The sequence below is a fragment of the Williamsia sp. 1138 genome (assembly GCF_002095435.2).
Lineage (GTDB): Bacteria > Actinomycetota > Actinomycetes > Mycobacteriales > Mycobacteriaceae > Williamsia.
Genome location: NZ_MJEJ02000053.1, coordinates 39526 through 63323, shown reverse-complemented (window position 1 = coordinate 63323; position 23798 = coordinate 39526). Strand labels below are relative to the sequence as shown.

Sequence of the window (23798 nt, the reverse complement as noted above, 5' to 3'; positions counted from 1 at the left end):
CTCACGCGTGATTCAGCCACGGGTCCGACATCAGCCCATCGTCGTGAGCTGACCCGTCTGACTGCAGCTCAGCTGATGGCTCGACGATGGAGCGGCGCAATGTCGCCTCTACAGCCTCAGATGACCCAGTCGAACGCCTTTGCATTTGACCGTGCGCCCTGAACGGTTTTTGACCGTATCGGTTCTCCCAACTCGGCCAACAGCTTCTCGGAGATCTCGACCATCGACGCCAGTGACTCTGGCCCGAACCATTGCGGCCGGGTCGCGAAAAGGATGTCCTCGCTCGAGGTGTTTCCGCTGGCACCGGGCGCAAATGGGCATCCGCCCAGCCCACCGAGTGAGCCATCGACCATCGTGGCTCCCGCGGAGATCGCCGCGAGTGTGTTCGCCACGCCCAGGCCCCAGGTATCGTGCCCGTGAAAGACAATGCGCCGCTTCGGTGATTCCGCGGCTACACGTGACAGCAGTGACGACACCTGTGCGGGCACGGCCTGTCCCAGTGTGTCGCAGAGGACGATATCGGTTGCACCTGAGGCGCGCGCGTCGTTTGCGATCGCCAGGACCTTCTGCTCTGGGATGTGGCCTTCGAATGGACACGTGAAAGACGTTGCGATACAGAGTTGCATCTCGCCGCCGACCGATCGGGCGATGTCCGCCGCGTCAGGCATCGCCGCGAGGCTGACTTCTGTGGTTCTGCCAATGTTGGCCTTGTTGTGGGAGTCGGACGCCGAGAAGCAGTATTGGAAGTTGCGGGCGCCGGCTGCGGCTGCCTTGTCGACGTGCCGTGGTGTGGCGACCCAGACCCAGCATTTCTCGAGTTCGGCGGCGGTGAGTTCGCCGATGACTTCGAGGGTGTTGGCCATCGGTGGCACCACGTCGGGACGGGCCATTGATCCGATCTCCAGCGACGGTACACCGAGTGCGATCATCCGCCGGATCACTTCGAGTTTCCGGTCGGTGGAAAGCATTTTGCCGGTGAGTTGGAGACCGTCACGCATGGTGACGTCCCTGAGCTGCGCTGTCGGCGTGAACTCATACATCAGCGGTTCATTTCCTCGTCGGACCGGCCGAGCAGACCCGACAGCACTTCGTAGGTGTGCTCACCGAGGTCGGGTCCGACCGACCTGATCGGGACGGACTTGTCGCCGATGACCGGTACCACTCCGACGAAGCCAACTTCAGATGGCTCGTCGCTCCCGGTGTCGACCTGGAAATGCTGGATCATCCCTCGTGCGGCGTACTGTTCGTCTGCCACGATGTCAGCGGCGGTATAAATCGGGCCCGACGGCACACCCGCGGCGTCGAGAATCTTCAAAGCCTGTTCTCGCGAACGTAATCCGGTCCACGCACTGATCGCGGCGTCGAGTTCGTCGCGGCGCTTCCAGCGGCCGGCGTTGGTCGCCAAATCCGGCTCCGACCCCAGGTCGGGTCGCTCGATGATCTCCATATACCTCTGGAAGATCGAATCGCTATTGCCGGCGATGATGATCGAGTGACCGTCGTTGCACGGGTATGCATTCGACGGTGCAATGCCTTCCATTCGACCGCCGACGCGCTCGCGCTCGACCCCATACGCGAGATAGTCCGGGATCAGAGATTCCATCATCGACAACACCGACTCATTGAGTGCCACGTCGATGGAACGCTCGGGCAACGACAGCGCCGTATTCGTCGTCTCACGCTGGAACAGCGCCATGACACACCCGAATGCTGCATACAGACCGGCAATCGAGTCGCCGATCGACACTCCTACACGCACCGGCGGGCGGTCCGGGTCACCGACCAGATTTCGGAATCCGCCATACGCTTCTGCGACGGCTGCGAATCCGGGCCGCTCCGACATCGGACCAGTTTGCCCGAACGCGGAGATCCTGGTGATGATCAGGTCCGGATTCGCCCGACTGAGAACCTCTGGCGAGATGCCCCACTTTTCTAGTGTGCCCGGCCGGAAATTCTCCAGAACAATGTCACATTTCGCGGCGAGATCAACAACATCCTTGCGGCCTTGATCGGTACGGAGATCGAGAACAATCGACTTCTTGTTGCGATTGATCGTGCGGTACAGCATCGAGGTCGTGCCCGAATATAGGCGCCAATTGCGCAGCTCGTCGCCGGTTCCGGGACGTTCGACCTTGATCACCTCCGCGCCGAAATCTGCGAGCATGCGCGAGGCCGTCGGTGCGGCGATGTAGTTGCCTAGCTCGAGCACTCGAATACCACTGAGGGGCAGTGTCTTCTCGGTCATGTTGTCCTTTCCGTATGACGCTGCAGTCCGCGTCGGCGGTTGTCGACGACCAGCACCATATGTTGCTCCATTCCCTCAGACGAGCGCCGGCTCGGGGATCCGCTTGCGGCCGCCGTCTCGAATGTGGGCAAGTAGGCCACCTGCCAACAGAACCGACCTCTCGCCATCGGTCAGGTCGAGTGTCAGCTTCAAAGCGCTTTCGCCGTCTTCGCTGGTGATATCGATGGTCGATGCACCCTCAATCAGTGCCTGCCGGAGGCCGATCACATTCCAGGTCTGTCCCACTGCGGCGTCGTTGCCGCCGGAACGCACCAATGGCACGATGCCTGCGGCAATCAGATTGCGGCGGTGGATACGCGCATAGCTGCGAGCGGCGATCACCCGAATGCCGAGGTATACCGGGATGAGGGCGGCATGCTCGCGGGAAGAGCCCTGCCCGTAATTGTCACCAGCCACGATCACTCCACCACCCCACTCCTGGGCACGGTCAAAGAACGCCGGGTCGAATCGGTTGAACATGAACCGCGCGCACAGTGCGATGTTCGACCACACCGACATCGCGATCGCACCGTCCGGCGCCATGTCGCCGGTGGACACGTCGTCGCCGACCGTGATGAGAACTCGCGAAACGAAGTCGTCACCCAGCGGTTCGGGCAACTGCGGTGAGACCAGGTTAGGACCACGCTCGACCGCGATCGCGGTTCGATCACCGACCGGCAGCGGCGACGAGATGTGCCGGTCGTGGATGGCGGGGTCGGGTGCACCGGCGGGCCGGGGCTGGATCGGCGATCTCCCCGACGGGTCCGTGATCCGGCCGGTCAGCGCGCTGGCAGCCGCCGTCGATGGACTGCAGAGGTAGACCTGGTCCTCCGCGGTGCCGCTACGCCCAGGAAAGTTCCGGTTGAACGTCCGCAGAGACGGTGCGCCCTGCAGCGGCGCCTGGCCGATACCGACGCACGGGCCGCAGATCGGTTCGAGCATGCGAGCCCCTGCTGCCATGAGGTCCTGGTAGACGCCAGATTCGATGATGGTCGTCAGGATCTGACGTGACCCTGGGGTCACGGTCAGCTGGATCCGGGGATGGATAGTCTTGCCACGGAGCGCGGCGGCAACCGTCGCGAGATCGTCGTAGGAACTGTTCACCGAGGAACCCACACAGACCTGCGCGAGCGGGGTGTCCGGCAATTCCGACACCGGCAGTACGTTTCCAGGCGAGTGCGGTACCGCCACCAGTGGAGCGAGTTTTGCGAGATCGATCGTGATCCGCTCGTCATAGGCCGCACCGTCGTCGGCCTCGAGCGCGGTGAAATCTTGGGGTCTCCCCTGCGCTACCAGCCATTTCTCAGTCTCGCGATCGGACGGAAATACCGCTGTGGTGGCGCCGGTTTCGATGATCATGTTCGCGATCGTCGCGCGTCCCGAAGTCGTCAAGGTGCGAACACCGTCGCCGTGAAACTCGAACACTGACCCCCGACCGCCGCGAACCCCGTACTGGCGCAAAATCTCCAGTACGACGTCCTTCGGTTCGACAGCGTCGCGCAGTCGACCGGTCAATTCGACACCGATGACACGTGGGCACGGGAAGTCGAACCCGTACCCGCCCATGGCGACTGCAACTTCCAGTCCGCCCGCGCCGGTGGCGAACATCCCGGCGGCGCCCGCAGTCGAAGTGTGCGAATCGGCGCCAAGGATCAGGGCGCCTGGCTTGCTGAAGCGTTCCAAGTGGATGTAATGCGAGATTCCGTGTCCTGCAGGTGAATATCTCAGTCCGTATCGGGCACTGAAAGTGCGAAGGTATGTGTGGTCCTGCATGTTCTTGTCGTCGATCTGCAGCACATTGTGGTCGACATACATCACCGCTAGCGGCACGCGGACCGAGTCAATACCCAGTTCCTCGAACTGCATGGCGGCCATGGTGCCGGTGGCGTCCTCGAGCAGCACCTGGTCCGTGCGGACTGTGATGTCGCTGCCGGGTCGAAGGTCACCGGCCACAAGGTGTGCCCGCAGAATTTTGTACGTCAGATTGTCTGCCATCGAGTTCGCCTGTTCGTTGAGTAGAGGTGCTCCATGGTTGCCGCCGAAGCTACGCCTCGACCGCATCCGGCCATCACGTTCTGGCGGGATCCACGTCCGACCATGCACGGGCCGGTTCTGCGGATACAGGAGAGTCGATGCCCGCAACCGAGGCAAGTGCATACACAGCAATATCGTCATCCTCGCTGTAATGCGAACCCGAGACGCCGAGACCTCCAACGACGACCCCGTCTACATAGATCGGAATGCCGCCGGGAAGCAGACTAAGTCCGTCGATCCGCGGCACCCCTTCCAACAGCACCCGATCTTTGACTATAAAAGGGATCCAGTCACGGGTTGGCATGTTCCACGCAACTGCCGACCACGCTTTGCGGAATGCGACATCGCTGGCGAGCAAAGGGGCACCGTCCATGCGCACGAACGCTTTCTGGTTCCCGGCTGGGTCCACCACGCAGATTCCCATCGGCTTCCTCACCTCAGAAGCGCGCGCCACCGCAGCTTGTAGAATCTGCAGGGCCGTTGTACAGGTAATTTCGGCCGTCGCGCGAGTCACTGTGTTCATGTCTCTCCATTTCGAGTCCGAAGAACCATGGTGGTCGGGACTTGCTCCGCACGCCACCCGCGAATGCAGGGTTGACAACGACGCGATGCGACCGATGCACTTGACGTCTGCGTCCCCGGACCGCCGGTACCGAGAGCGCGGGCTTGTACTTACTCGCTAGACGTCTGCGAGGTTTTCACAGACTGACAACGAACACGAGGAGTTGGTTCGTGTGGATAACGAAAGTCTCGCCGCAGCATTCGGTGGACAGTTCGACCTGATCGTCGTCGGCAGCGGGATCGCGGGCCAAGTCACCGCGCTCTCGGCGGCTGAACGAGGTTTGACTGTCCTGCTTCTAGAAAAGACAGACCGAGTCGGCGGATCCTCCGCCATGAGCGGAGGGTGGTTCGCCTTTAGCGGCACTGATGAGCAAGCAGCTGCGGGCGTGCATGACTCCGATAGCCAGTTCTACGACGACCTGCTCTCCGTTGGCAACCAGGAGAATGACGTTGCGCTGGTTCGCGCGTTTCTCGACGAACAACAGAACACTTATCGTTGGCTTAAGAGCCATGGGGCGGAGTTCGGTGAGCTCTCCATAAGTAGCGGCCAAACCATCAGCCGGAGTCACCTGACACCAATAGGCCCACTGCTCTCGAAGCTGCAGAATCGATTCGTGGAGGTCGGCGGGGACATTAGACTGGGGCATCAGGTAATTCGCTTGACCCGTGATTCCGAGGGCCAAGTGTGCGGAGTCATTGTCGACTTGCCTGATGGGCAGTACGAATTTCGCGCTCATGTTGGTGTGGTTCTCGCGACCGGAGGTTTCAGTCGGGGCACCGACCTGCTCAAGATTTTTGCTCCCGAACAGCTCGCGGCGATGCCGTACGGCGCCAAAGGAAATACCGGCGACGGCCTACGGATGGCGTGGAAGCTCGGTGCAGGCCTGGCCGACATGTCGCACATTAATGGGAGCTACGGTTCTCACCCGGACACGAACGAGGACTTCCACGAGCTTCTCACTGCGTACTACCTCGGCGCCATCGTGGTCAACAAGGAGGCGCGTCGATTCACCGATGAGTCTCAGGACTACAAGACTCTCGGCACGGCCGTGCTCAGACAGCCCGGCGGAATTGGGATTCAAATCTTCGATTCTCGCGTCCGGGCCATGTCACGTCCGGGAGTGCCGCTGAAGGACATCGATGCGTTGGAAAATATTGGGCATGTGCACCGCGCTGAGACCCTCGGTGCGCTCGCCGGCGAGGTGAATATCCCGACACAGGAACTCGAAGACACCGTCGACCGCTACAACGAAGTTGTCCGCGGTGATAGATCCGACGACATGGGCAGAACTCGCCTCTGCAACGGTGTCGGCCACCTATTGCCCATCGACGCTCCGCCCTACTTCGCCTACCCGGCACGGACACTGCTGACCACAACATACTGCGGCATCACGATCAATCCGCAGGGACTCGTCACCGACGTGAACGGTGAGGTCATCGACGGCCTCTTTGCCGTCGGCGAGGTCACCGGAGGTTTTCACGGCGCGGCGTACATGACGGGCACGTCCCTCGGTAAAGGCGCAGTCTTCGGGCGAATCATTGCCCGAACAGCCGCGTCATTGATCCACTAAGTGCGACCCTCTCTAGGTTTTCGGCAATCGCGGGCCACCCGCATCTGATCTGAGTTGTCGCGGGCCACCCGCATCTGATCTGAGTTGTTACGGGCCGCGCCCGCATCTGATCTGAGGTGCGCACCGGCCGAAACGCCTGTGACGGCGCAAGGACGCGGTTTGCACTCATCTCCGAATTCGCAGCCTGGCGCAGTTGCCTGAAACATGTTGACAGCAATATGTGATCTCCGTTACGCTCCCAGCCAGTCCTCAGTACACTGAGTAATGTAGCGGGTTTCGGTCCTCCGCCCCGCGAAACATGTACGGCCAGAAGGGTTGCAATTCAATGATCAGAGTCATCAAACCGAGACTTCCGGGGATCGAACGATCGCGCGGGCTGCGCCGACGCTCCCTCGTTCTCGCTTGCCTGGCGGCGATAACCGTCACCGCCGCTTGCTCATCCGGTTCATCGGGCACTACCGGAGGCACCCAGAGTGAGCCCCAGTCAGAGTGCGGGAAAGCAGCGCAGTCAGCATACGAAAGCGCGATGGCTCCGCCGGAGTTCGAGCTACCCCCTGCCTTCGACACCACTTCGATGACCGGGAAGAAGTTCGCCTACGTCTCGATCATCACGAACTCGATCATCCAAGAGAAGTACGACGCCTTTGCCGCTGCTCTCAAATCTGTTGGAGCCGAGGCTATCTACTTTGACGGCAAAGGCCGACCCGACGTGATCACCGCAGCAATTCAGTCGGCAATCGCACAGAGAGTCTCCGGTATCGTCGCCGACGGTATCGACGCGGCCGCTCTGGCAGGTTCAGCAGTCGACGACGCCAACGCGGCCGGTATTCCTGTCATCAACACCAACGCCGGCGACCCCAGTACCACGTTACCTAAAGGGATCGCCGCGAACATCGCGCCGGGAATCTTCAAAACAGGAACCCTTCAGGCTGACTACGCCCTGGCTAAGACAGATTGCAAACTGACAGCTGTGGACGTCTACACAACGGCGGCAAAGCTGACCGTCGATGCAGCGGAAGGCTTCGACAAGGAAGTCAAGCGTCTCTGCCCGGACGACTGCAAAGTGATCAAACTGGAGTTCAACGCAGCCACCTACCCGACGAGCCTAGAACCCCAGCTACGGACAGCGCTGCAACGAGATCCAAGCATCAACGCCGTCGTGCTGAGTTCAGGTGACGTCACCACGCCCTACGTCACCGCCGGAGTCCAGGCAGTCAACTCCAATGCCATAGTCATCGGCGCGCAGGGTGACGGATTGGTCGACGCACTCAAAGGCACACCCCTCAAGGCGGATGTGGTATGGCCTCCATCTCAGACATTGGGCTACTACGCGGCCGACGGAATAATGCGGGCTGCGCTTAAACAGCCACTGACCGTAGAGGTCCCGGTTCGGCTCGTGGACTCCACCAATTGGGGTGATGACCCGGCCATCAGCGCACAATTCCCGGGCTCAGACGAGATACCAACCAACTTCCAAACTGTTTGGGGCGTCAAATAGCCACACCAGGCCAGTCAAAACATGGGAGGGGCGCTTCGGTGACGAACGGGCGAGTACAAGACAAAGTTGCCTTCGTCACCGGAGCGGCCCGCGGCCAAGGGCGTAGCCACGCCGTCCGACTGGCCGAGGAAGGCGCCGACATCATTGCCATCGATCTATGTGACCAGATCGATTCGGTGCCCTACGCCATGGCGACCCGGGCCGATCTAGAAGAGACAGTCAGACAAGTTGAGGCACTTGGACGGCGGATCTACGCAGCGGAGGCCGACGTTCGCAGTGCGGCCTCACTCGACGCCGCACTGGCCCAAGGTGTAGCCGAACTCGGGGGACTCGACATCGTCGCAGCCAATGCGGGTATCTATAGCCTTGGTCGACTCGAAAACCTGCCGACGACGACCTGGCAAGACATGCTCGACGTCAACCTGACAGGCGCATGGAACACGGCTGCGGTATCCATACCGCATCTCCGGAAGACCGGCCGCGGCGGATCGATCATCTTCACCAACTCGACCGGTGGGCTCAAGGGAGTGGAGAACATCGGCCACTACGTCGCCGCGAAGCACGGGCTGGTCGGCCTGATGCGTTCATTCGCGCTGGAGCTGGCCACCGACTTCATTCGGGTCAACTCAGTGCATCCAGGCAGTGTCGACACAGACATGATCCAGAACGCGGCGACATACGCTGTCTTCGCACCAGAAGTGCACCATAGCGCGCGAACTCGCGAAAGCCTTGCGATCAGATTTCAGTCAGTCAACGCGATCCCGATCCCCTGGATGGAGTCGCGAGACATCTCCAACGCGGTCCTGTGGCTGGCATCCGACGAGTCCCGATACGTCACAGGCGTAGCACTGCCGGTCGATGCCGGCCAGATGGCAAAGTAGGTCGCCGAGCGCCTTGCTACGGAACCGCCCGTAGCAAGGCGTCTCGCTACGCTTTCGTCGGGCAGAGAACGGCTCCGACATCCGATACGGACACCGTCAAAGAGCCTCCGATTCCCTGGATCTCGACGTCGATCGAGTCCCCGGTCGCGACCGGACCTACTCCCGCGGGAGTACCGGAGGTGATCACATCGCCGGGGTGGAGCGTGGTGATCGTCGACGCGTAGGCCACCAGATCTGCGATACCCCAGATCAGATCAGACGTCACCGCGTCCTGCCGGACCTCATCGTTCAGGCGGCATGTGAAAGCCAAGTTCTCCACATCATTGGCATCGTCTCGGTCGAGGGTCACGATCCACGGACCCATCGGGGTGAACGTCTCGAAGGACTTGCGCGTCGACCGATCCTCCTTACCCCGCATCGTCATGTCCAGCAACGCCGTGTACCCGAAAACGTAGCCGAGCGCGTCCGCCTTACTGACATTTCTCGCCTGCCGACCGATCACAACAGCGACTTCACCCTCGTGGTCAAACCGTCTGTCCTGATAGGGAAGACGGACGATGTCCCCGTGGCCGACCAGTGACGACGGAGCCTTCAGAAACAGCCCCAACCCGGAGACCTGGACGCTTTCGTTCATCTCCACCTGATGGTCGCGATAGTTCACCGGTGCCGCGAAGATCTTCGTCGGGTCGGGAACCGGGGGCATGAGCGTGACGTCAGCGAGGGGCACGGGGTCCAGGAGTGGCAGGCCGTCGCTCCAGCCTCCGGTGTCCCAGCCTTCTATCAGTCGGCGCATCGCACTCAACTGACCCGGCCTGGTGCCTCCGAATCCTGGTATCTCATAAACGTGATCGTCTTTGACGAAGCCGACTCGACCGTCGTTGAAACTAGCTATACGCACCAGATCCTTCTTCCCTTGATACCGAAGTTGAGTTGCGACTGTCCACTCCCTGCTGATCTCCGTCGATCAGAGCGACTCTTCGCGATACAGATTGAGAGACTTCATGACCGGTTCATTCGAGTACGTGAACAGCACCGCATCGTCATCGGTTGCGGCGTTCTTGTGCTGATAGGTGGACCAACCCGGTATGACGAACACATCGTTCGGATGCCATTGAAGTAGCGTTTCGCCGACCTGCGTCGTCCCATGCCCCCGTACCACGTGGCAGATCACACTGGGGGTCTGGCGGCGAGGGCGTCCACTGAATCCTGGCTTCAACCGCTGGACCCGGCAGCCGATCGTCGGAAGTACGGGACCACCGTTGAGCGGATTCGTGTACTCAAGGGCGATGCCGTCGTGTTCGCAGCCGTCGACATCGTCGCCGATCGCCGACAGCGCACGCTCGGTCTCGCTCCATGGATAGTTCCCTACGGGAGTGTTCGGCGACGTTCGAGGGATCCAGGTGGGATTCAGTCGCCCGTGGATGAACTGGCGAGTCGAGATGTCATCGGGCGCAGTCGACTTTTGATAGGTGTCGGGGAACTTCTCGTAGAAGCCCGCTTCCAGCGAGTTGATCAGGGGGTAGTCGAGCCCATCGAGCCACATCATCGGCTCGTCCGCGGGGTGGAAGTGATCGTGCCACTGCATACCGGCCGTCATCAACAGGTCGCCGGGACGCATATGGACGCGCTCGCCGTCCACAGTGGTGTACACCCCCGACCCTTCGATGACGAACCGGAAAGCATTGGACGTGTGCCGGTGCGCCGGCGCTTGTTCCCCCGGCAACAGGATCTGAATACCCGCGTACAGGGTGTTGACGGTCGCGGGCGGTTCTTGCAGGCCTGGATTCACCAGCATCAACACCCTGCGCTGTGCGTCCTCGATCGGCAGGTGCTCGGCGAAGTACATCGCGTATTCGCGCAACGCCTGATAGTGCCAAATTGTCGGAATTGCAACAGATTTCGGCTCCGGTCTAAATAGGTCGCCGAGATACCTCCACAGTGGTGCAGCGTCAAGTTTGGTCAGCCCGCTGTAGGCATCGTCATCGTTCGCAATCGCCATCAATCTACTTCCTTATCCACGTAGCGGTTCACAATCAGGGATTTGCTAGATAGAGCCAGTCCACGGGCTCGTAATCGAGTTCACTTCGGCGGCGGAGCATGTAGTCGCGCATGGCGGCCATCGAACCGCCGGTATGCAGTACTTCCCCGAACATTCGTGCCCTCGTCTGCACTGTCGAAGCGCGAGCGAAGCGCTGCTCCTCGTACTGTTTCAGTCCGTGTTCGATGCCCTGCGGATCACCCACGCTGCGTCCGAGTATCTGCGCGTCCTCAAGGGCCTGACACGCGCCCTGTGCGAGATACTGGAACATCGGGTGTGCAGCATCACCGAGTAGAGCAATCCGGCCATCCACCCATCCGGCCGTCGGCTCGCGGTCGAACATCTCCCACCGGCGCGACGTGTCGATCAACGTCACGCTGCGCCGCACGGGGGCCGCGGCCATCTCGAAACGCGCTTCCAATTCCGCCGGCGTTCCCCACTCGTGGGCGTCGCCGCCATAGTTGTCGCTGCGGAAGACAGCTACCTGGTTGCACAGTTGGCCACCGCGTACGGGGTACTGGACCAGGTGCATGGACGGCCCGATCCAGATCACCATGTCAGTGAGCTCGCGCGCTCCAGTCGATTCGATGACTTCGTCAACCGGAACGGTACCGCGGTAGGCCACGTACCCAGCGCCCTTCGGCACACCATCCCCGATGAGCTGTTGCCTGACCGCGGAGTTGATACCGTCGGCGCCGATCGCAACACCGCCGTCGTAGGCCGTGCCGTCGGCGCATCGCACCTGAACGCCGGTCGAGTTCTGCTTGATGTGGGTGACCGTCACGCCCGCCACCAGGGTAATGTTCTCCGACTCGGTGCAGGCGTCTAGGAGAGCGCGATGCAGATCGACCCGGTGCGCGACCAGGTAGGGGTATCCGTAGCGCGCCGTGAAGTGATCGTCTGTCCTCAAAGCGGTGATCTCGTCGCCGCCGATGGCGTCCCGTAGAACGAGTCGCGAGGGACAGAACGCCGTTCGTGCGACGCTGTCGAGGAGGCCGAGTTCGTCGAGCACCCTCGATGCGTTGGGCGCCAATTGCAAGCCGGCACCGACTTCGCCGAACTCCTCTGCCCGCTCCAGCACGGTGACGTTCTGAATCCCGTGACGAGCCAACTGAAGTGCCGCCGCGAGGCCACCGATTCCGCCGCCGACGATTACGACGTCTGGTTTGTGAGATTTCATCTTGTAGCCAACCACCCTTTACTCAGTACACTGAGTAATCATAGGTGTGGGCAGACTCTCCGTCAATCGACTTCAGGGTTCTCGAGCACTTTCAAGGTTTCGACGCCCATTCTAAATCGTGAACCCCGCCCACCGTTCTACCTTGCTATTGCTTATTGTTCTGCGCTGCCGCTGCCCTCAAGAAGCCATAAAACGACTCACTCGCGACATGCTCGACCAAGGTCTTTCGTTCCGAGATCAGCCATCGCCCGGCGGTCCGCGTGAACCTGTCTTCGTAGCAACCGCTGTGGTCGTATCCGACGTCGGTGATCACAAAGTAGTAACTGACGCCCACCGCGTGCGAGCTGTCCAGAAATGACAGCCGGGTGCTGGTCAAATGGTGGCGGGAGAAGGTCATTGCCGTCTTCCCCTCGTCTCTCGCCGACTCTGCCTGCTTCGCCCGGGCAGCGAGGCTGCGATAGCGGGACATGATCGTCTCCCGCCCGTCGTATCTACCGACGCCGACCCCAGGGACCAACATCACGGCGTCATCGGCCCAGATACGATCCATCCGTTCCCATTCCGCCCTGTCATTACTCAGCGTGTATTCACTGATCAGATCCAGAATCTCGTGCCTCGAACACACTTCGTCAACATCCATGACCACTCCGCTCGCCGTCGCCCGCTGTCCTATCAGGATTGTGTTGCCCAGGAAGCAGATCAGGCACGTCCCCGACCTTCCGGTGGACGCGCCTGATCCTCGTGACGTCAGAGCCCGGAGATCAATTCCGCGGCGTCATCGCTACCCATCGTCCGCCTGATGTTCTCAGCGATCTTCCACACACCGTCGACCTTTCGGAAGGTCCAGCGATTGAGGCAATAGTGCTGATACTGAAGCGTGGGCGAAAAGTTCGCTCGCTGCCTCGCCAGCACAACCGAATCGCTCACGATGATGGCAGAGTCGTCGTCGAGCAAACGGAAGATCGCCGGTTGGGCATCCATCCGATGCTGCGCCCGACCCATCAGTCGCTCGTGACGAGGCGCCCTGATGCACACCTGTAGTTCGTCACTGCCCGTGAACACCGAACGTTTCAGCGGGAATTCGATGGTGGTCGGATCGGCCGAACTCGGTTTCATGTCGTCGTCGAAATAGTTGGAATCGTCGTAGAAAGTAAAGTCCATCACGGCATCAGTCGTGAACAGATTCACCCATTCGTCGTGGAGCATGTGGTCGGCATAAAACCCGTAGCGTGCGAGTATCTCGCGACACTCGCGTTCGACCTCCAACATGGTGATGCGTTGCTCGATCGTGAGATCCTGCGAGACTTGTTCGGTCTGGTGAACGGACATGGTGCGCCCTTCGTCGAGGTGGTGTCAGTTTGATGTGAAAATTCTCAGCTTGCTGCGGGCCCGAAGCACCGACCGGCGATCAAGCCTCGAAGTACGGGGCGGCGACGAGGAGGGCTAGTCATCGTACTGCGCTTGAGCTGATCGGAGGACTCTGAACTCAGAGACATCCAGGATGCGGTCGATGGCCTCGGCCACATCGTCCGAGGTCAGCCCGGTCGGCGTGAGACCGTGTGTCTTGCCGGTGAATACCCGTGCCCACACCCCGACGCCGGCGCTGAGGGTCTCGCCACTGAACTTGCAGTCGTCGCCCACCAGGTACATCGCAACCGGTGTCACCCACTTGGGATGCACGACGTCCTTGTCGACATGCGATCTGGAATCGAAATGGTCAGGATCCATCATCGTCCGAGCAACGGGGCAGATCGAGTTGATCTTGATGTCCAGGTCTGCGTTGTCGAGGGCAGCCGATCGACTCAGTCCGAGGATTGCCGTCTTGCTCACAATGTAGGGAAAGAAGCCTGGGGCACCGAAAGCAGCTGCCCCGGAGGATGTATTGAGGATCCGGCCGTAGCCCTGCTTCCTCATCTGACGCAGCGCGGCGCGCTGCGTCCAGAAGGAACCGAGGAAGTTGACGCTGAACGTATCCATGAGGAACTTCGTCTCGGTATCGTGGGAGGTCCCGCGCGCGATGATCCCGGCGTTGTTGATCAGGACATCGATCGTTCCAAAGCGTTCGATGGTGCGGTCTACGAGCCCGGTTGCGTACTCCTCATCGCCGATGCTGCCGGTGTCGGCCACTGCGGTCAGCCCTTCCGCGACCAACTCGGCGGCGACCTCTTCCGCGGTTGCCTCCTCGGGCCGTGCACCGTGCGTCGTCCGGACGTCGTTGAGAACAACTTTGGCTCCCAGGCGTGCCAGAGTTGTTGCCTCCTCATAACCGATGCCGCTCCCTGCCCCGGTTACGAGTGCAACACGACCTTCGAACTGGCGTTCCACCATTTTGCATATCTCCTTCTGTGAGACGTAGCTGCTACGTGAGAGTTGTCAGCCGATTTCTAGCGAGCAGTCGCCCCGGCATCGACCGGAAACTCAGCACCCGTGATGAAGTGCGCCTCATCGCTGGCCAAGAAGGCAACCGTATTCGCGACGTCCTCTGGTGTCATCCACTTCTCGCCGAGTGCATTCATGAAGATGGGGCCGAGTGTCGCTGCCACCTCAGGTTTGTTCAGCTCGCCGGCGAACGGGTTCGACTCACCCTTCTCGCCGTTCCAGTCGTAACCGGCCATCGGCGTCTGGACGCCACCCGGGAGGACGACGTTGACGCGGATTCGATGCCGCCCCAGTTCATTCGCCAGGGTCTTCGCCAACCCCACCACGCCGTGTTTGGATGCGACGTACGGCGCTAGGAACGGCTGGCCTTTCACACCTGCCACTGAACTCGTGACGATGATCGAACCACCTGTTCGTTGCTCGATCATGTACGGGGCAACGGCTTTCAGGACCTTCCATACGCTGGTGAGGTTGACCGAGATCACTTCATCCCAGTTCTCCTCCGTGACTTCCCAGGTGTTGGAGTAATGACAGATGGCGTGATTGACGACCACTATGTCCAGACGACCGAATTCTTCCGTACCGGCGGAGACCAAGTTTTCGACGTCGGCGAAGTTGCGGGCATCGATTTGTCGCCACAGTATCCTTCGCCCCTGGGCCTTTACGAGTCTCGCGGTCTCTTCCAGATCCGCGAGAGTCGACGGATCGTAATTCGTGCTGGCGAATGTGGCGCAAGAGTCGAACGCGATGATGTCAGCGCCCTCACTCGCCAACCTGACTGCGTGCGCACGCCCTTGGCCTCGCGCAGCACCGGTGATCAACGCCACCCTTCCGGACAGTCGTTCCATTCTCAGATCCTCCTAGTCGGCACGCGAAACACCTGCCGGCAAGCGATCACGGCGGCTGGCCACGTCACTTGTTGGCACACGTGTTCTTAATCGGCGCCACATTGTCAACTACCTCGAAAATCACTCGACTGGAGTGCATTACCTCATGATGCAGGACGATTCACGTTCAACCTTTCACCGGTTCGCCTCCACTCCGCGGTGCGCCGCTACTGCCCGACGGTATGAGCCATCGAAGTATCGGTTTTGCTTCCGCTTGCCCGCTCGATGCCTGCCGCCTCTCGAAAGTTCGATACCAGGGTGCCGATGACTTCGGTGGTGCCGTCGATATTCAACGGGGGGCGTAGTCGATACAGGGTGACGTCGGTTACCCCGGCGTCCGCGAGTTTCGGGATGGATTCCAGAGTCTTGGGAAAGTTCGGCTTCCCCTGCTCGTCATTGTCGACGAACAATCCGACCTGCACCGGGAATGGCTGGTCGGATCCCCCTTCCGATTCAACGAGGTCGCGCATCCGCGTGATGCTGCCCGCCATGGCGTCGGCATTGATATCCCAGGTTATCCAGCCGTGTCCATACCGTGCGATCCGACGCGCGACATTCGCATTCGCCCGCCCTCCACACCAGATGGGGACACCACCAGCTTGTAGCGGCTTCGGCATGGAGTGGATGTCGGAGAACTTGAGTTCCGGACTGGCATAGTCCGCCCGCACTTCGGACCACAGTAGCTGACAGATCTCAAGCGTGTGATCGAGGAGCCGACCTCGTTGCTTAAAGTTCAGACCTGCTGCTTCGTACTCTTCCTGTTGCCATCCGACGCCAACACCCAGATCCAGCCGACCGTCCGAAATTACGTCGATAGTGGCTGCCGCTTTTGCCAACACGATCGGACGGCGCAGTGCAGCTAGCAGGATGTTGGTCCCGAGTCGAACATTCTGTGTCACAGCGGAGATCGAGGCGAGGAGCGACATTGGCTCGAAGTAGTTGCCGTCCGATCCTGTGGGTTGGGATCCGTTCGCGACTCCCCCCATCTGCGGATTCGAATACGCTTCGAGTCGCTCGCCGAAGACCACGTGATCGGGGGCAACGATCCGGTCCACACCGGCCTCATCGCAGATACGGGCGAAATCAAGGACGAACCGCCAATCGTTCACATTTTCTGTGATGTTCATAGGTACCGAGACAGATAAGCGCATTGAATTCTCCTAGTAAAGCCGGTGCGGAAAACCGAGCCGGGAAAGATCGGCCCTACGCCGCTGGGAACAGCGACTTCAGAACCTGGTAGGTCTGCAACCCCTCAGGCCCCAGAGCGCGGCCGATGCCGCTGGCTTTCACTCCACCGAAGGGAGCGCCCAAATCTCCTTGGAAGCCGTTGATTCCTACTGTCCCGGTATGGATTCGCCGAGCGACATCCAGACCACGGTCTTCATCAGCGGTCCAGACAGTACCGCCGAGACCATAATCGGAATCATTCGCCTGGGCGAGAGCATCGTCTATCCCATCGTAGGGAATTACACAAAGAACGGGACCGAACACCTCTTCACGGGCGATCACCGACTTGTTGTCGATGTCAACGAACACTGTGGGTTCGACGAACCACCCCCGATCCTGCCCGACCGGCCGGCCGGAACCGACCGTGGCCCGGGCTCCGTTCGCGAGCGCACCCTGGATGTATCCCTCGACCCGGTCGCGGTGGGCGGCCGAGGTCATCGGCCCGATGGACGTCTTCTCGTCCATGGCGTCGCCGATGACCTGATTGGCCACGATATCGGTGATGATGTCCGTGAACTCACCAAAACGTTGCTTTGGCACCAGGATTCGTGTGCTCAGCCAGCACGTCTGCCCGTTGTTGTTCATCGTGGCATAGATGAACTCATTGCTGAGTCCCGCGAGGTCGGCATCCTCCAGCACAATTGCGGCTGACTTTCCACCGAGTTCGAGTTGCACCGGTCGGATCAACTCGGCGCACGAACGCGCAACCTGACGTCCACCGACCGTCGAACCCGTGAACGACACCAGGTCGACGTCAGGGTGGCTCACGAGATAGGCACCGATCTCGCGGCCACCGGGCAGGATGTTGATCACGCCGGGAGGGAAACCCGCCTCGGCCACGCATTCGGCAAGCAAGTAGGCGTCCAAGACCGTTTCCCGCGACGGCTTGGCGACTACCGTGCAACCAGCCGCCAGCGCCGGCGCAAGCTTCATGAACAGGATGCCCAGCGGAAAGTTCCAAGGGATGATCGCCGCAACAACGCCCGCCGGCTCACGACGGACCAGAATCGTACGATCGCCGGCCGGTCGCCGTTCTTCGAGTGGATGCTCCCGTATCAACGATGCGTAGTAGCGGAGCATGTAAGGTCCGGACCACGCTTCGCCGGGTGCGCTCTGCGAGATCGGCATACCGTTCTGCGCACTCACCAGACGACCGAAAGCCTCGTGGTGCGATTCCAGAATTCCGGCGAGCTTCTCCATCAGTTCAGCGCGCTTCTCGGCCGGCCATCCAGACCAGCCCGTCGGGTCATCGAATGCCTTGCGCGCTGCCCTCACGGCGGCATCCATATCGGTTTCGGTGGGGTCGGGTACCGATCCGATCGACTCCTCGGTGCTTGCTGAGAGCACCTCGATGACACCGCCTCCGGCGGCCGGCCGATTCCACACTCCATCGTAGAAAAACGAGTCATACGATTTCAACGAAGTTCCTCTTTTCAAAAATTGGGACGCGATTGGTCAGTCGAGCTCGTCGAAGAGCAGAACTGGTTTGATCGTCGCGCCGGATTCCATGTCGGCGATCGCCTTCTCGATGTCGGCGAATGGATAGGTGCGCACGAGCTTCTCGACCGGCAAGGCCCCGGCCGCTCGCAGGTCCAGGAGCTTTCCGATGGTCACTGTCGGCGTCCCGCCGCCGAAAGGCGCGCCCAAGACCGTTCGGCCACTGACGATGCCGATCCAATCAAGCTCGATCTTCGTGCCGAAGGGCGGGGTACCGAGCAGTATGCAGGTGCCCTGACCGTGCAGGCTGTCAACCGCCAGCGGCCCGGCGGCTCGTGCACCGCTGGCCTCGACGGAGAAGTCAGCACCACTGCCGGTGGCATCGTGGACCGCTGCCACCACGTCGTCGGTGGACGGATTCACGGTGTGCGTCGCGCCGAGCTCGCGCGCCAGGTCCAATCGACCCTCGAGCATGTCGACAACTACAATCTGTTCACAGCCAATGTGTTTGGCTGCCATGACAGCGCTCAATCCAACTGTACCGGCCCCGAACACAACAACCGATTCAGATGCTTTCGGTTGCAGCACATTCAGGATCGCACCCGCACCTGTCTGCACCCCACACGCCATCGGCGCTGCAACTTCCCACGGGATACCCTCCGGCAAAAGGGCCAGATTGGGCTCTCGCACGATCGCGTGGGTCGCCCACGAGGACTGACCCAAGAACGCACCTGACACCTGCGCCCCTGATCCGTCCGAGATGATCGAGGACCCATCTTTTCGCGAGCCCTTCAGCGCGAGCTCGGTGGTGTATCGGCAGGCAGTGACCGAACCCGCCAGGCATGAATCGCATTCGCCACAGAACGCCTGACTCATCACGACCCGGTCTCCGACCTTGGCTGCGGTCACCTCGGAGCCGATGGCCCGGACGATCCCAACTCCTTCGTGTCCGAGGACCCCGGGAAGCGGAAAAGGATAGAGCTGGTCTCGACCCGATAGGTCGGAATGGCAGATTCCGGCCGCACGCACCTCGACGACCAACTCGTTCGGTCGCGGTTCGGCAAGTTGCAAGTGTGCGAAGTCAAGGGGTTGATGTGGCTCTCGTGCGACTGCGGCAAGTATGTCGGGCATCGACCGGAATCTCCTCGGTTCAAATATTCATTTCGTCAGTGTACTGATTATAATTTGAGTGTAATGTCGGTCACTTCGCGCGTCAAGAGCCGAGGTGACCACGCAGCTGCGGCGAGCCGCGGTGGGCCGTCACCCTGCGATACGGGCGACCAGATCCCGATCGACATCGGCCAGGCGGTGGGGACGGAACCGCGCCGCGCCGTCCTTGTCCACCAAGACGGCACGCACTCCCTCGACGAAATCGTGGGTACGAGTGATCTGCAGCGCGGCGCGGAGCTCCCGCTCGAAACACGCCTCCAAGGTCGAACTCGCGCCGAGTCGGATCATCCTGGCAGTCACCGCCAAACTCGTTGGCGAGGCCCTGTTCAGTTGCGTCACCGCCTCGCTGGCCCAGCCGACTCCGGTCAGATTGCGCAGGCGATCGATGATCTCGGTCAGGGGCATATCACCGAAATGCTCCTCGAGCGCATCCAGATCAAGACGTGCCGGTGGGCCACTTCCGGCCCACCGATCCAGCAGCTTCGAAACTTCGGTCCCCTGCCGTAGTCCTTTGGTCAGCTCACCGAGGTCAACGCTCGGAACGTAGTGGGTGGCCAGCCGCGAAGCCACAATGTCCACACCGCGAATCCGTGCACCCGTCAGCCCGAGCCACAACCCGACCCCTGCCGGTAGGCGCGGGAGGAAGTAGGTCGAACCCACGTCAGGGAAGAAGCCGATCGCGGTCTCCGGCATGGCGAATACCGCGTTTTCCGTGACCACTCGGAACTGTCCGTGCACGCTGATGCCCAGGCCTCCGCCCATGGCCACTCCGTCGATCACTGCCACGTACGGCTTCGGATACCGGGCGACCAGCCTGTTCAGTTCGTACTCGGCGTCGAAGTACCGATAGATCGTAGACACGTCATCTGCTGCGGCGGCGGCACTCACCGCGCGGATGTCACCGCCTGCGCAGAACGCGCGATCGTGTGCGGATGTCACCAGCACGAGATCGATTGTCGAGTCCCCGGCCCAGTTCGTCAGGATTCGGAAGAGGTCGTCGACCATTGTCTTGTCCAAGGCGTTGAGTGCCTTAGGGCGATCCAGGACGATCTCGCCGACCCCGTTCGACACCGAAGAACGGATGTAGGACATTCTTTTCCTTTCAGTAGCAAGCGATTTCCCGTCGACTCATCAGTGGATTCACCCGCGGTGGGCCTCGCCTGCCACCACCAGGAGGAACGATCTCACGTACACTGACGAAATCGGGCGGCGTAGGTTACCCTTCATCGCAGGTGGGCAGTGCGGACTCTTGCAGCAAGAGCAATACGAAATGCTCCTTGTGCTGCTGGGGACTTGGGCGCGTCATGATCAACGTTGGCGCCGCCGGATACACAGAGAAGAAGCCAGGAGCGTCATGACCAAGTCACGGATTGATACAGACTTCAACCTCAACACGATGGTCGGTTACCTGATCCGCGTGTCGCAGCAAGTCCATTATTCGCTGTGGAATGCGGCCAGCGACGTGGGGAACCTGACATCGCCACAGTTCGCGGTGTTGCACGCACTCAGCCACGACCACCCGCTGGATCAGACCGCCCTTGGCGAGAGGGCCTCACTCGATCGCACCACTCTCGCCGAAATCGTCACCAGGCTCTCCAAGCGCGGCTTGGTCGCCCGGACCCGGGATACCGAAGACGGCCGTCGCAATCTCGTGACGATCACCGACGAGGGTCGCGAAGTCCACGACACAGCCGCTGTCGGCGCCTACGACATCAATGAACGATTCCTGTACGCCGTTGCGCCCGAAGACCGCGAGGTCTTGGTTCGGGTACTCGGTCAGATCATCGCGACGCACCGCGAGAACCCGAACCTACCGTGACCTGACAACCCGCAGTCCGCGAGCGGGACGAAGCTATGACGAACGAAGCTGATCCGATCACCACGCCGCGTCATCCGTTGAAGGTCATGCCAAGCGGAACGGATCTCGGGCCTTCTGGTTCGTGTCGATCCAGACCGTCTTCTCCTCTGTGTATTCGCGCATGACTTCGGTGCCGTTCTCGAGTCCGATACCACTGGACTTCACACCACCGAACGGTGCCGCGTACGAAACGCGACGATAGCAATTGACCCACACCGTTCCGGCCTCGATGGCGTGGACCATCCTCTGAGTCCGTCCGAGATCAGTCGTCCAGACAGCAGCTGCGAGACCGTACTGCGTGTCATTGGCGATCGAGATCGCCTCCTCTTCCGTGCTGAAACGCAGAAGCCCGGCCACCGGTCCGAAAATCTCCTCTCTCGCGATCTCCATGGATGAGGTGACGTCGGCGAACACCGTCGGCGCGACATGGAATCCACCCGGGGACGGTGGGGTCAGCGGTCGACCCCCACCGATCACCAGACGCGCGCCCTCCGCCCGGGCCTTGTCGATTCGCCGAAGGACCGAGTCAAACTGTTCGCTCCACGTCAGCGCACCCATCTCCGACGACCAGTCGAAAGGGTCGCCGATCTTCACGGCACCAACGCGCTCGACCAGTCTCTCGAGTACCGCATCGTAGATCGAATCCTGCACCAACACCCGTGATCCCGCGGTACACATCTGCCCGCCGGCGGCGAAGCTGCCGGAGATGATCCCGTTCACCGCCAGGTCGATGTCGGCATCATCGAACACGATGTTCGGAGACTTTCCGCCGAGCTCGAGCGAGACGCGGCTCAAGTTCTCCGCGGCCGCCTTCATCACCTTCTTACCGGTCGCCGTCGATCCGGTGAACGCGATCTTGTCCACCCCCGGATGGGACGAGAGCGCTGCTCCCGCGGCGCGTTGTCCGGACACCACGTTGACCACGCCGCGAGGCACCCCCGCCTCGTCGAGGACGCGGGCGAACTCCAACGTCGACACCGGAGCGACTTCAGATGGCTTGATCACGATCGTGTTTCCTGCGGCCAGCGCAGGGCACAGCTTCCACAGCATGAGCAGAATCGGCGAGTTCCACGGCGTGATGGCGGCCACGACTCCAATCGGGCCCGGCACCGTATAAGTGAAGGTCTGCTCCATCGGAACCGGAATCGTACTGCCGCGGAGGGATTCTGCGACACCGGCGTAGTAGTAGCACCACGTACTGAATGCACGCGCCAGCCCTATGGTCTCTCGGATAACCTTCCCGGTGTCCAACAACTCGTGGACGGCGAGGCGTTCGATCACGTCCGGCCTGGCAAGAACATCTCCCAGTCGTCTCAATACCGCGGAGCGTTCGGTTGCGCCGGCGTTGCGCCACCCACCGTCGAAAGCTCGCCTGGCCGCGGTGACCGCGGCATCGATGTCATCCGCCTGTCCGTCGGCCACCTCCGCCCAGATCTCACCGGTCGACGGATTGACCGACGTAAATGTTTTGCCGCCCTTGGCATCGACCCATGAGCCGTCGATGTAGAGCTGGTAGCGTGCCACCCCGGAATAGGGATTGGTCAGCATCGGCTCGGCCATCAGATCGGTCATGCCGGCTCCCTGTTCGCTGCTCTCGAAGGATCGATCTGCACGGTGCGTGCCTCTATCAGGATGTCGACGTCGTCTGTGCCGATACCGATCTCGGCAAGGACCGAGACGGTGTGTTCACCAAGGTGAGCGATGTCGCCGATACTGCCCGCCGGGTCCGCGACCGGCGTTCGAGGTAGGCAGACACCTGCGGGGGTGGTACCCCACAGTTTCATCGCATCGAGCTGTGGGTCGCTAGCCAGCGCGCCGATCGGCCGTACCACCGAGGCCGGCACGGATACGGCAACCAGCCGGTCGACAACCTCCGAGGCCGCGATCGTCGACGTCGCCGACTCGATGTCGGAGATGAGCTCGTCGCGGTGAGCGCTGCGGTCGGGATTGGTTTGATAACGCGGGTCTTCCGCCAGCTCCGGAACACCGAGCGCCATCGCGGTGCGCTGCCACATCGCATCGCTGTTCACACCGATCATGACCATCTGGTCAGCGGCCCGGATGGCTTGATAGGGCGCGAAGTTGTGCTGCGCGGTCCCCAGACGCTGGGGCTCCACCCCGGCGAGCCTGACCGACGTCAGATGATGCATCAGGTAGCCGACGGCCGTACCGAGCATCGTTGTCTCGATCTGACGGCCCCTACCATCCTGAAGTCGCTGCATCAGCGCCGACACGACGCCGAGCGCGGCCCATACTCCGGACCCGACGTCGATGACGGCACCGCCGACGCGCGCCGGGTCACCGGAGGGATGGCCGGTGAGGTCCATCAGTCCCGAGTATGCCTGGATGACCGCGTCGAACCCGGCGACGCCGGCCATCGGCCCGACCGTACCGAATGCGTTGACACTGCAGTAGATGAGACGGTCGTTGATCTTCTCGAGATCCTCCCAAGCCAGCCCCAGCGCGGCAGCCTTCCCCGGACGCATACTCTCGACGAACACGTCGGCCATCTCGACCAGACCATGGATCAGCTCGCGACCTCGAGAAGTCTTGGCGTCGATAACGATCGACTCTTTGTCGCGGTTGAACGCCGAGAACACCGTCGAAGTCCCTGTTGGGTCCTGCGGGAACCACGACCGGGACACATCGCCGCCGGGCGGTTCGACCTTGATCACCCGCGCACCGAGATCGGCCAGGATCAGCGTGGCCGAGGGCCCAGCGATGTTCACGGTCAGATCGACGACCGTGATCCCTTCCAGCGGACGCCGGCTGACGGCTTGGACGTCACTCATC

21 protein-coding genes are annotated in these 23798 nt (G+C 61.3%); 4 read left to right on the top strand and 17 right to left on the bottom strand.

The features are described 5' to 3' along the window. Positions 1–116: 116 nt before the first annotated feature. The 4 genes from BH683_RS25265 to BH683_RS25250 form a co-directional block, all read right to left on the bottom strand. A complete protein-coding gene (locus BH683_RS25265) occupies positions 117–1040 on the bottom strand; it encodes a hydroxymethylglutaryl-CoA lyase (RefSeq protein ID WP_084839059.1) in 924 nt (307 codons plus the stop codon). Continuing rightward, positions 1040–2245 carry a CoA transferase gene (locus BH683_RS25260; RefSeq protein ID WP_084839058.1) on the bottom strand — a complete coding sequence of 402 codons (1206 nt, stop codon included), beginning with the start codon at positions 2243–2245 and terminating at the stop codon, positions 1040–1042. The genes BH683_RS25265 and BH683_RS25260 overlap by 1 nt, the downstream gene beginning before the upstream one ends. A gap of 75 nt (positions 2246–2320) precedes the next feature. Next, positions 2321–4279 carry an aconitate hydratase gene (locus tag BH683_RS25255; protein ID WP_084839242.1) on the bottom strand — a complete coding sequence of 653 codons (1959 nt, stop codon included), beginning with the start codon at positions 4277–4279 and terminating at the stop codon, positions 2321–2323. A 73-nt stretch (positions 4280–4352) separates the two neighbouring features. Further along, entirely contained in the window at positions 4353–4841 is a 489-nt protein-coding gene (locus tag BH683_RS25250) for a heme-binding protein (RefSeq protein WP_084839057.1), read from the bottom strand. Between the two features lie 211 nt (positions 4842–5052). Here BH683_RS25250 and BH683_RS25245 point away from each other — a divergent pair, with 211 nt between their 5' ends. The 3 genes from BH683_RS25245 (at position 5053) to BH683_RS25235 (ending at position 8829) form a co-directional block, all read left to right on the top strand. Continuing rightward, positions 5053–6450 carry an FAD-dependent oxidoreductase gene (locus tag BH683_RS25245; RefSeq protein WP_084839056.1) on the top strand — a complete coding sequence of 466 codons (1398 nt, stop codon included), beginning with the start codon at positions 5053–5055 and terminating at the stop codon, positions 6448–6450. 526 nt (positions 6451–6976) lie between these two features. Next, positions 6977–7948, top strand: coding sequence for a substrate-binding domain-containing protein (locus tag BH683_RS25240; RefSeq protein ID WP_168187125.1), 972 nt, complete (start codon positions 6977–6979; stop codon positions 7946–7948). A gap of 38 nt (positions 7949–7986) precedes the next feature. Next, positions 7987–8829, top strand: a complete 843-nt coding sequence (locus BH683_RS25235; protein WP_084839054.1) for a mycofactocin-coupled SDR family oxidoreductase — start codon at positions 7987–7989, stop codon at positions 8827–8829. A gap of 46 nt (positions 8830–8875) precedes the next feature. Here BH683_RS25235 and BH683_RS25230 read toward each other — a convergent pair whose 3' ends face one another. The 11 genes from BH683_RS25230 to BH683_RS25180 form a co-directional block, all read right to left on the bottom strand. Further along, a complete protein-coding gene (locus BH683_RS25230) occupies positions 8876–9727 on the bottom strand; it encodes a fumarylacetoacetate hydrolase family protein (protein ID WP_246833590.1) in 852 nt (283 codons plus the stop codon). Between the two features lie 66 nt (positions 9728–9793). After that, a complete protein-coding gene (locus BH683_RS25225) occupies positions 9794–10828 on the bottom strand; it encodes a cupin domain-containing protein (protein ID WP_084839052.1) in 1035 nt (344 codons plus the stop codon). 34 nt (positions 10829–10862) lie between these two features. Further along, the gene (locus tag BH683_RS25220; protein ID WP_084839241.1) at positions 10863–12047 is read right to left on the bottom strand and encodes an FAD-dependent oxidoreductase; all 1185 of its coding nucleotides are present in this window, start codon (positions 12045–12047) and stop codon (positions 10863–10865) included. A 145-nt stretch (positions 12048–12192) separates the two neighbouring features. Further along, the gene (locus tag BH683_RS25215) at positions 12193–12687 is read right to left on the bottom strand and encodes a nuclear transport factor 2 family protein (protein ID WP_094647756.1); all 495 of its coding nucleotides are present in this window, start codon (positions 12685–12687) and stop codon (positions 12193–12195) included. A 107-nt stretch (positions 12688–12794) separates the two neighbouring features. Beyond that, the gene (locus BH683_RS25210; RefSeq protein WP_084839050.1) at positions 12795–13376 is read right to left on the bottom strand and encodes a nuclear transport factor 2 family protein; all 582 of its coding nucleotides are present in this window, start codon (positions 13374–13376) and stop codon (positions 12795–12797) included. Between the two features lie 114 nt (positions 13377–13490). Continuing rightward, on the bottom strand, positions 13491–14375 hold the full coding sequence (locus tag BH683_RS25205) for an SDR family NAD(P)-dependent oxidoreductase (protein WP_084839049.1): 885 nt from the start codon (positions 14373–14375) through the stop codon (positions 13491–13493). 56 nt (positions 14376–14431) lie between these two features. Continuing rightward, positions 14432–15274 (bottom strand): mycofactocin-coupled SDR family oxidoreductase, encoded by an 843-nt coding sequence (locus BH683_RS25200; RefSeq protein ID WP_084839048.1) that lies wholly within the window; start codon positions 15272–15274, stop codon positions 14432–14434. 206 nt (positions 15275–15480) lie between these two features. Then, on the bottom strand, positions 15481–16440 hold the full coding sequence (locus BH683_RS25195) for a TIGR03619 family F420-dependent LLM class oxidoreductase (RefSeq protein ID WP_246833589.1): 960 nt from the start codon (positions 16438–16440) through the stop codon (positions 15481–15483). 76 nt (positions 16441–16516) lie between these two features. Beyond that, entirely contained in the window at positions 16517–17959 is a 1443-nt protein-coding gene (locus BH683_RS25190) for an aldehyde dehydrogenase (protein WP_084839046.1), read from the bottom strand. Between the two features lie 36 nt (positions 17960–17995). Beyond that, positions 17996–19108: an NAD(P)-dependent alcohol dehydrogenase gene (locus BH683_RS25185; RefSeq protein WP_084839045.1), complete on the bottom strand. Its 1113-nt coding sequence runs from the start codon at positions 19106–19108 to the stop codon at positions 17996–17998. Positions 19109–19237: 129 nt separating this feature from the next. After that, positions 19238–20239 carry an enoyl-CoA hydratase/isomerase family protein gene (locus BH683_RS25180; protein WP_084839044.1) on the bottom strand — a complete coding sequence of 334 codons (1002 nt, stop codon included), beginning with the start codon at positions 20237–20239 and terminating at the stop codon, positions 19238–19240. Between the two features lie 262 nt (positions 20240–20501). Here BH683_RS25180 and BH683_RS25175 point away from each other — a divergent pair, with 262 nt between their 5' ends. Further along, entirely contained in the window at positions 20502–20966 is a 465-nt protein-coding gene (locus tag BH683_RS25175) for a MarR family transcriptional regulator (RefSeq protein WP_168187124.1), read from the top strand. Positions 20967–21050: 84 nt separating this feature from the next. On the opposite strand, the gene BH683_RS25170 is transcribed toward BH683_RS25175, so the two are convergent. After that, on the bottom strand, positions 21051–22577 hold the full coding sequence (locus BH683_RS25170) for an aldehyde dehydrogenase (protein WP_084839042.1): 1527 nt from the start codon (positions 22575–22577) through the stop codon (positions 21051–21053). Beyond that, entirely contained in the window at positions 22574–23797 is a 1224-nt protein-coding gene (locus BH683_RS25165; protein ID WP_084839041.1) for a CoA transferase, read from the bottom strand. Before BH683_RS25165 ends, BH683_RS25170 begins: the two co-directional genes overlap by 4 nt. Position 23798: the final 1 nt, after the last annotated feature.

What these genes read in the sequence shown, in the direction of transcription:
- BH683_RS25265 (WP_084839059.1), bottom strand. Translation starts at nt 1,040, where the DNA reads ATGTATGAGTTCACGCCGACAGCGCAGCTCAGGGACGTCACCATGCGT.
- BH683_RS25260 (WP_084839058.1), bottom strand. Translation starts at nt 2,245, where the DNA reads ATGACCGAGAAGACACTGCCCCTCAGTGGTATTCGAGTGCTCGAGCTA.
- BH683_RS25255 (WP_084839242.1), bottom strand. Translation starts at nt 4,279, where the DNA reads ATGGCAGACAATCTGACGTACAAAATTCTGCGGGCACACCTTGTGGCC.
- BH683_RS25250 (WP_084839057.1), bottom strand. Translation starts at nt 4,841, where the DNA reads ATGAACACAGTGACTCGCGCGACGGCCGAAATTACCTGTACAACGGCC.
- BH683_RS25240 (WP_168187125.1), top strand. Translation starts at nt 6,977, where the DNA reads ATGGCTCCGCCGGAGTTCGAGCTACCCCCTGCCTTCGACACCACTTCG.
- BH683_RS25225 (WP_084839052.1), bottom strand. Translation starts at nt 10,828, where the DNA reads ATGGCGATTGCGAACGATGACGATGCCTACAGCGGGCTGACCAAACTT.
- BH683_RS25220 (WP_084839241.1), bottom strand. Translation starts at nt 12,047, where the DNA reads ATGAAATCTCACAAACCAGACGTCGTAATCGTCGGCGGCGGAATCGGT.
- BH683_RS25215 (WP_094647756.1), bottom strand. Translation starts at nt 12,687, where the DNA reads ATGGATGTTGACGAAGTGTGTTCGAGGCACGAGATTCTGGATCTGATC.
- BH683_RS25210 (WP_084839050.1), bottom strand. Translation starts at nt 13,376, where the DNA reads ATGTCCGTTCACCAGACCGAACAAGTCTCGCAGGATCTCACGATCGAG.
- BH683_RS25205 (WP_084839049.1), bottom strand. Translation starts at nt 14,375, where the DNA reads ATGGTGGAACGCCAGTTCGAAGGTCGTGTTGCACTCGTAACCGGGGCA.
- BH683_RS25200 (WP_084839048.1), bottom strand. Translation starts at nt 15,274, where the DNA reads ATGGAACGACTGTCCGGAAGGGTGGCGTTGATCACCGGTGCTGCGCGA.
- BH683_RS25195 (WP_246833589.1), bottom strand. Translation starts at nt 16,440, where the DNA reads ATGAACATCACAGAAAATGTGAACGATTGGCGGTTCGTCCTTGATTTC.
- BH683_RS25185 (WP_084839045.1), bottom strand. Translation starts at nt 19,108, where the DNA reads ATGCCCGACATACTTGCCGCAGTCGCACGAGAGCCACATCAACCCCTT.
- BH683_RS25180 (WP_084839044.1), bottom strand. Translation starts at nt 20,239, where the DNA reads ATGTCCTACATCCGTTCTTCGGTGTCGAACGGGGTCGGCGAGATCGTC.
- BH683_RS25175 (WP_168187124.1), top strand. Translation starts at nt 20,502, where the DNA reads ATGACCAAGTCACGGATTGATACAGACTTCAACCTCAACACGATGGTC.
- BH683_RS25170 (WP_084839042.1), bottom strand. Translation starts at nt 22,577, where the DNA reads ATGACCGATCTGATGGCCGAGCCGATGCTGACCAATCCCTATTCCGGG.
- BH683_RS25165 (WP_084839041.1), bottom strand. Translation starts at nt 23,797, where the DNA reads ATGAGTGACGTCCAAGCCGTCAGCCGGCGTCCGCTGGAAGGGATCACG.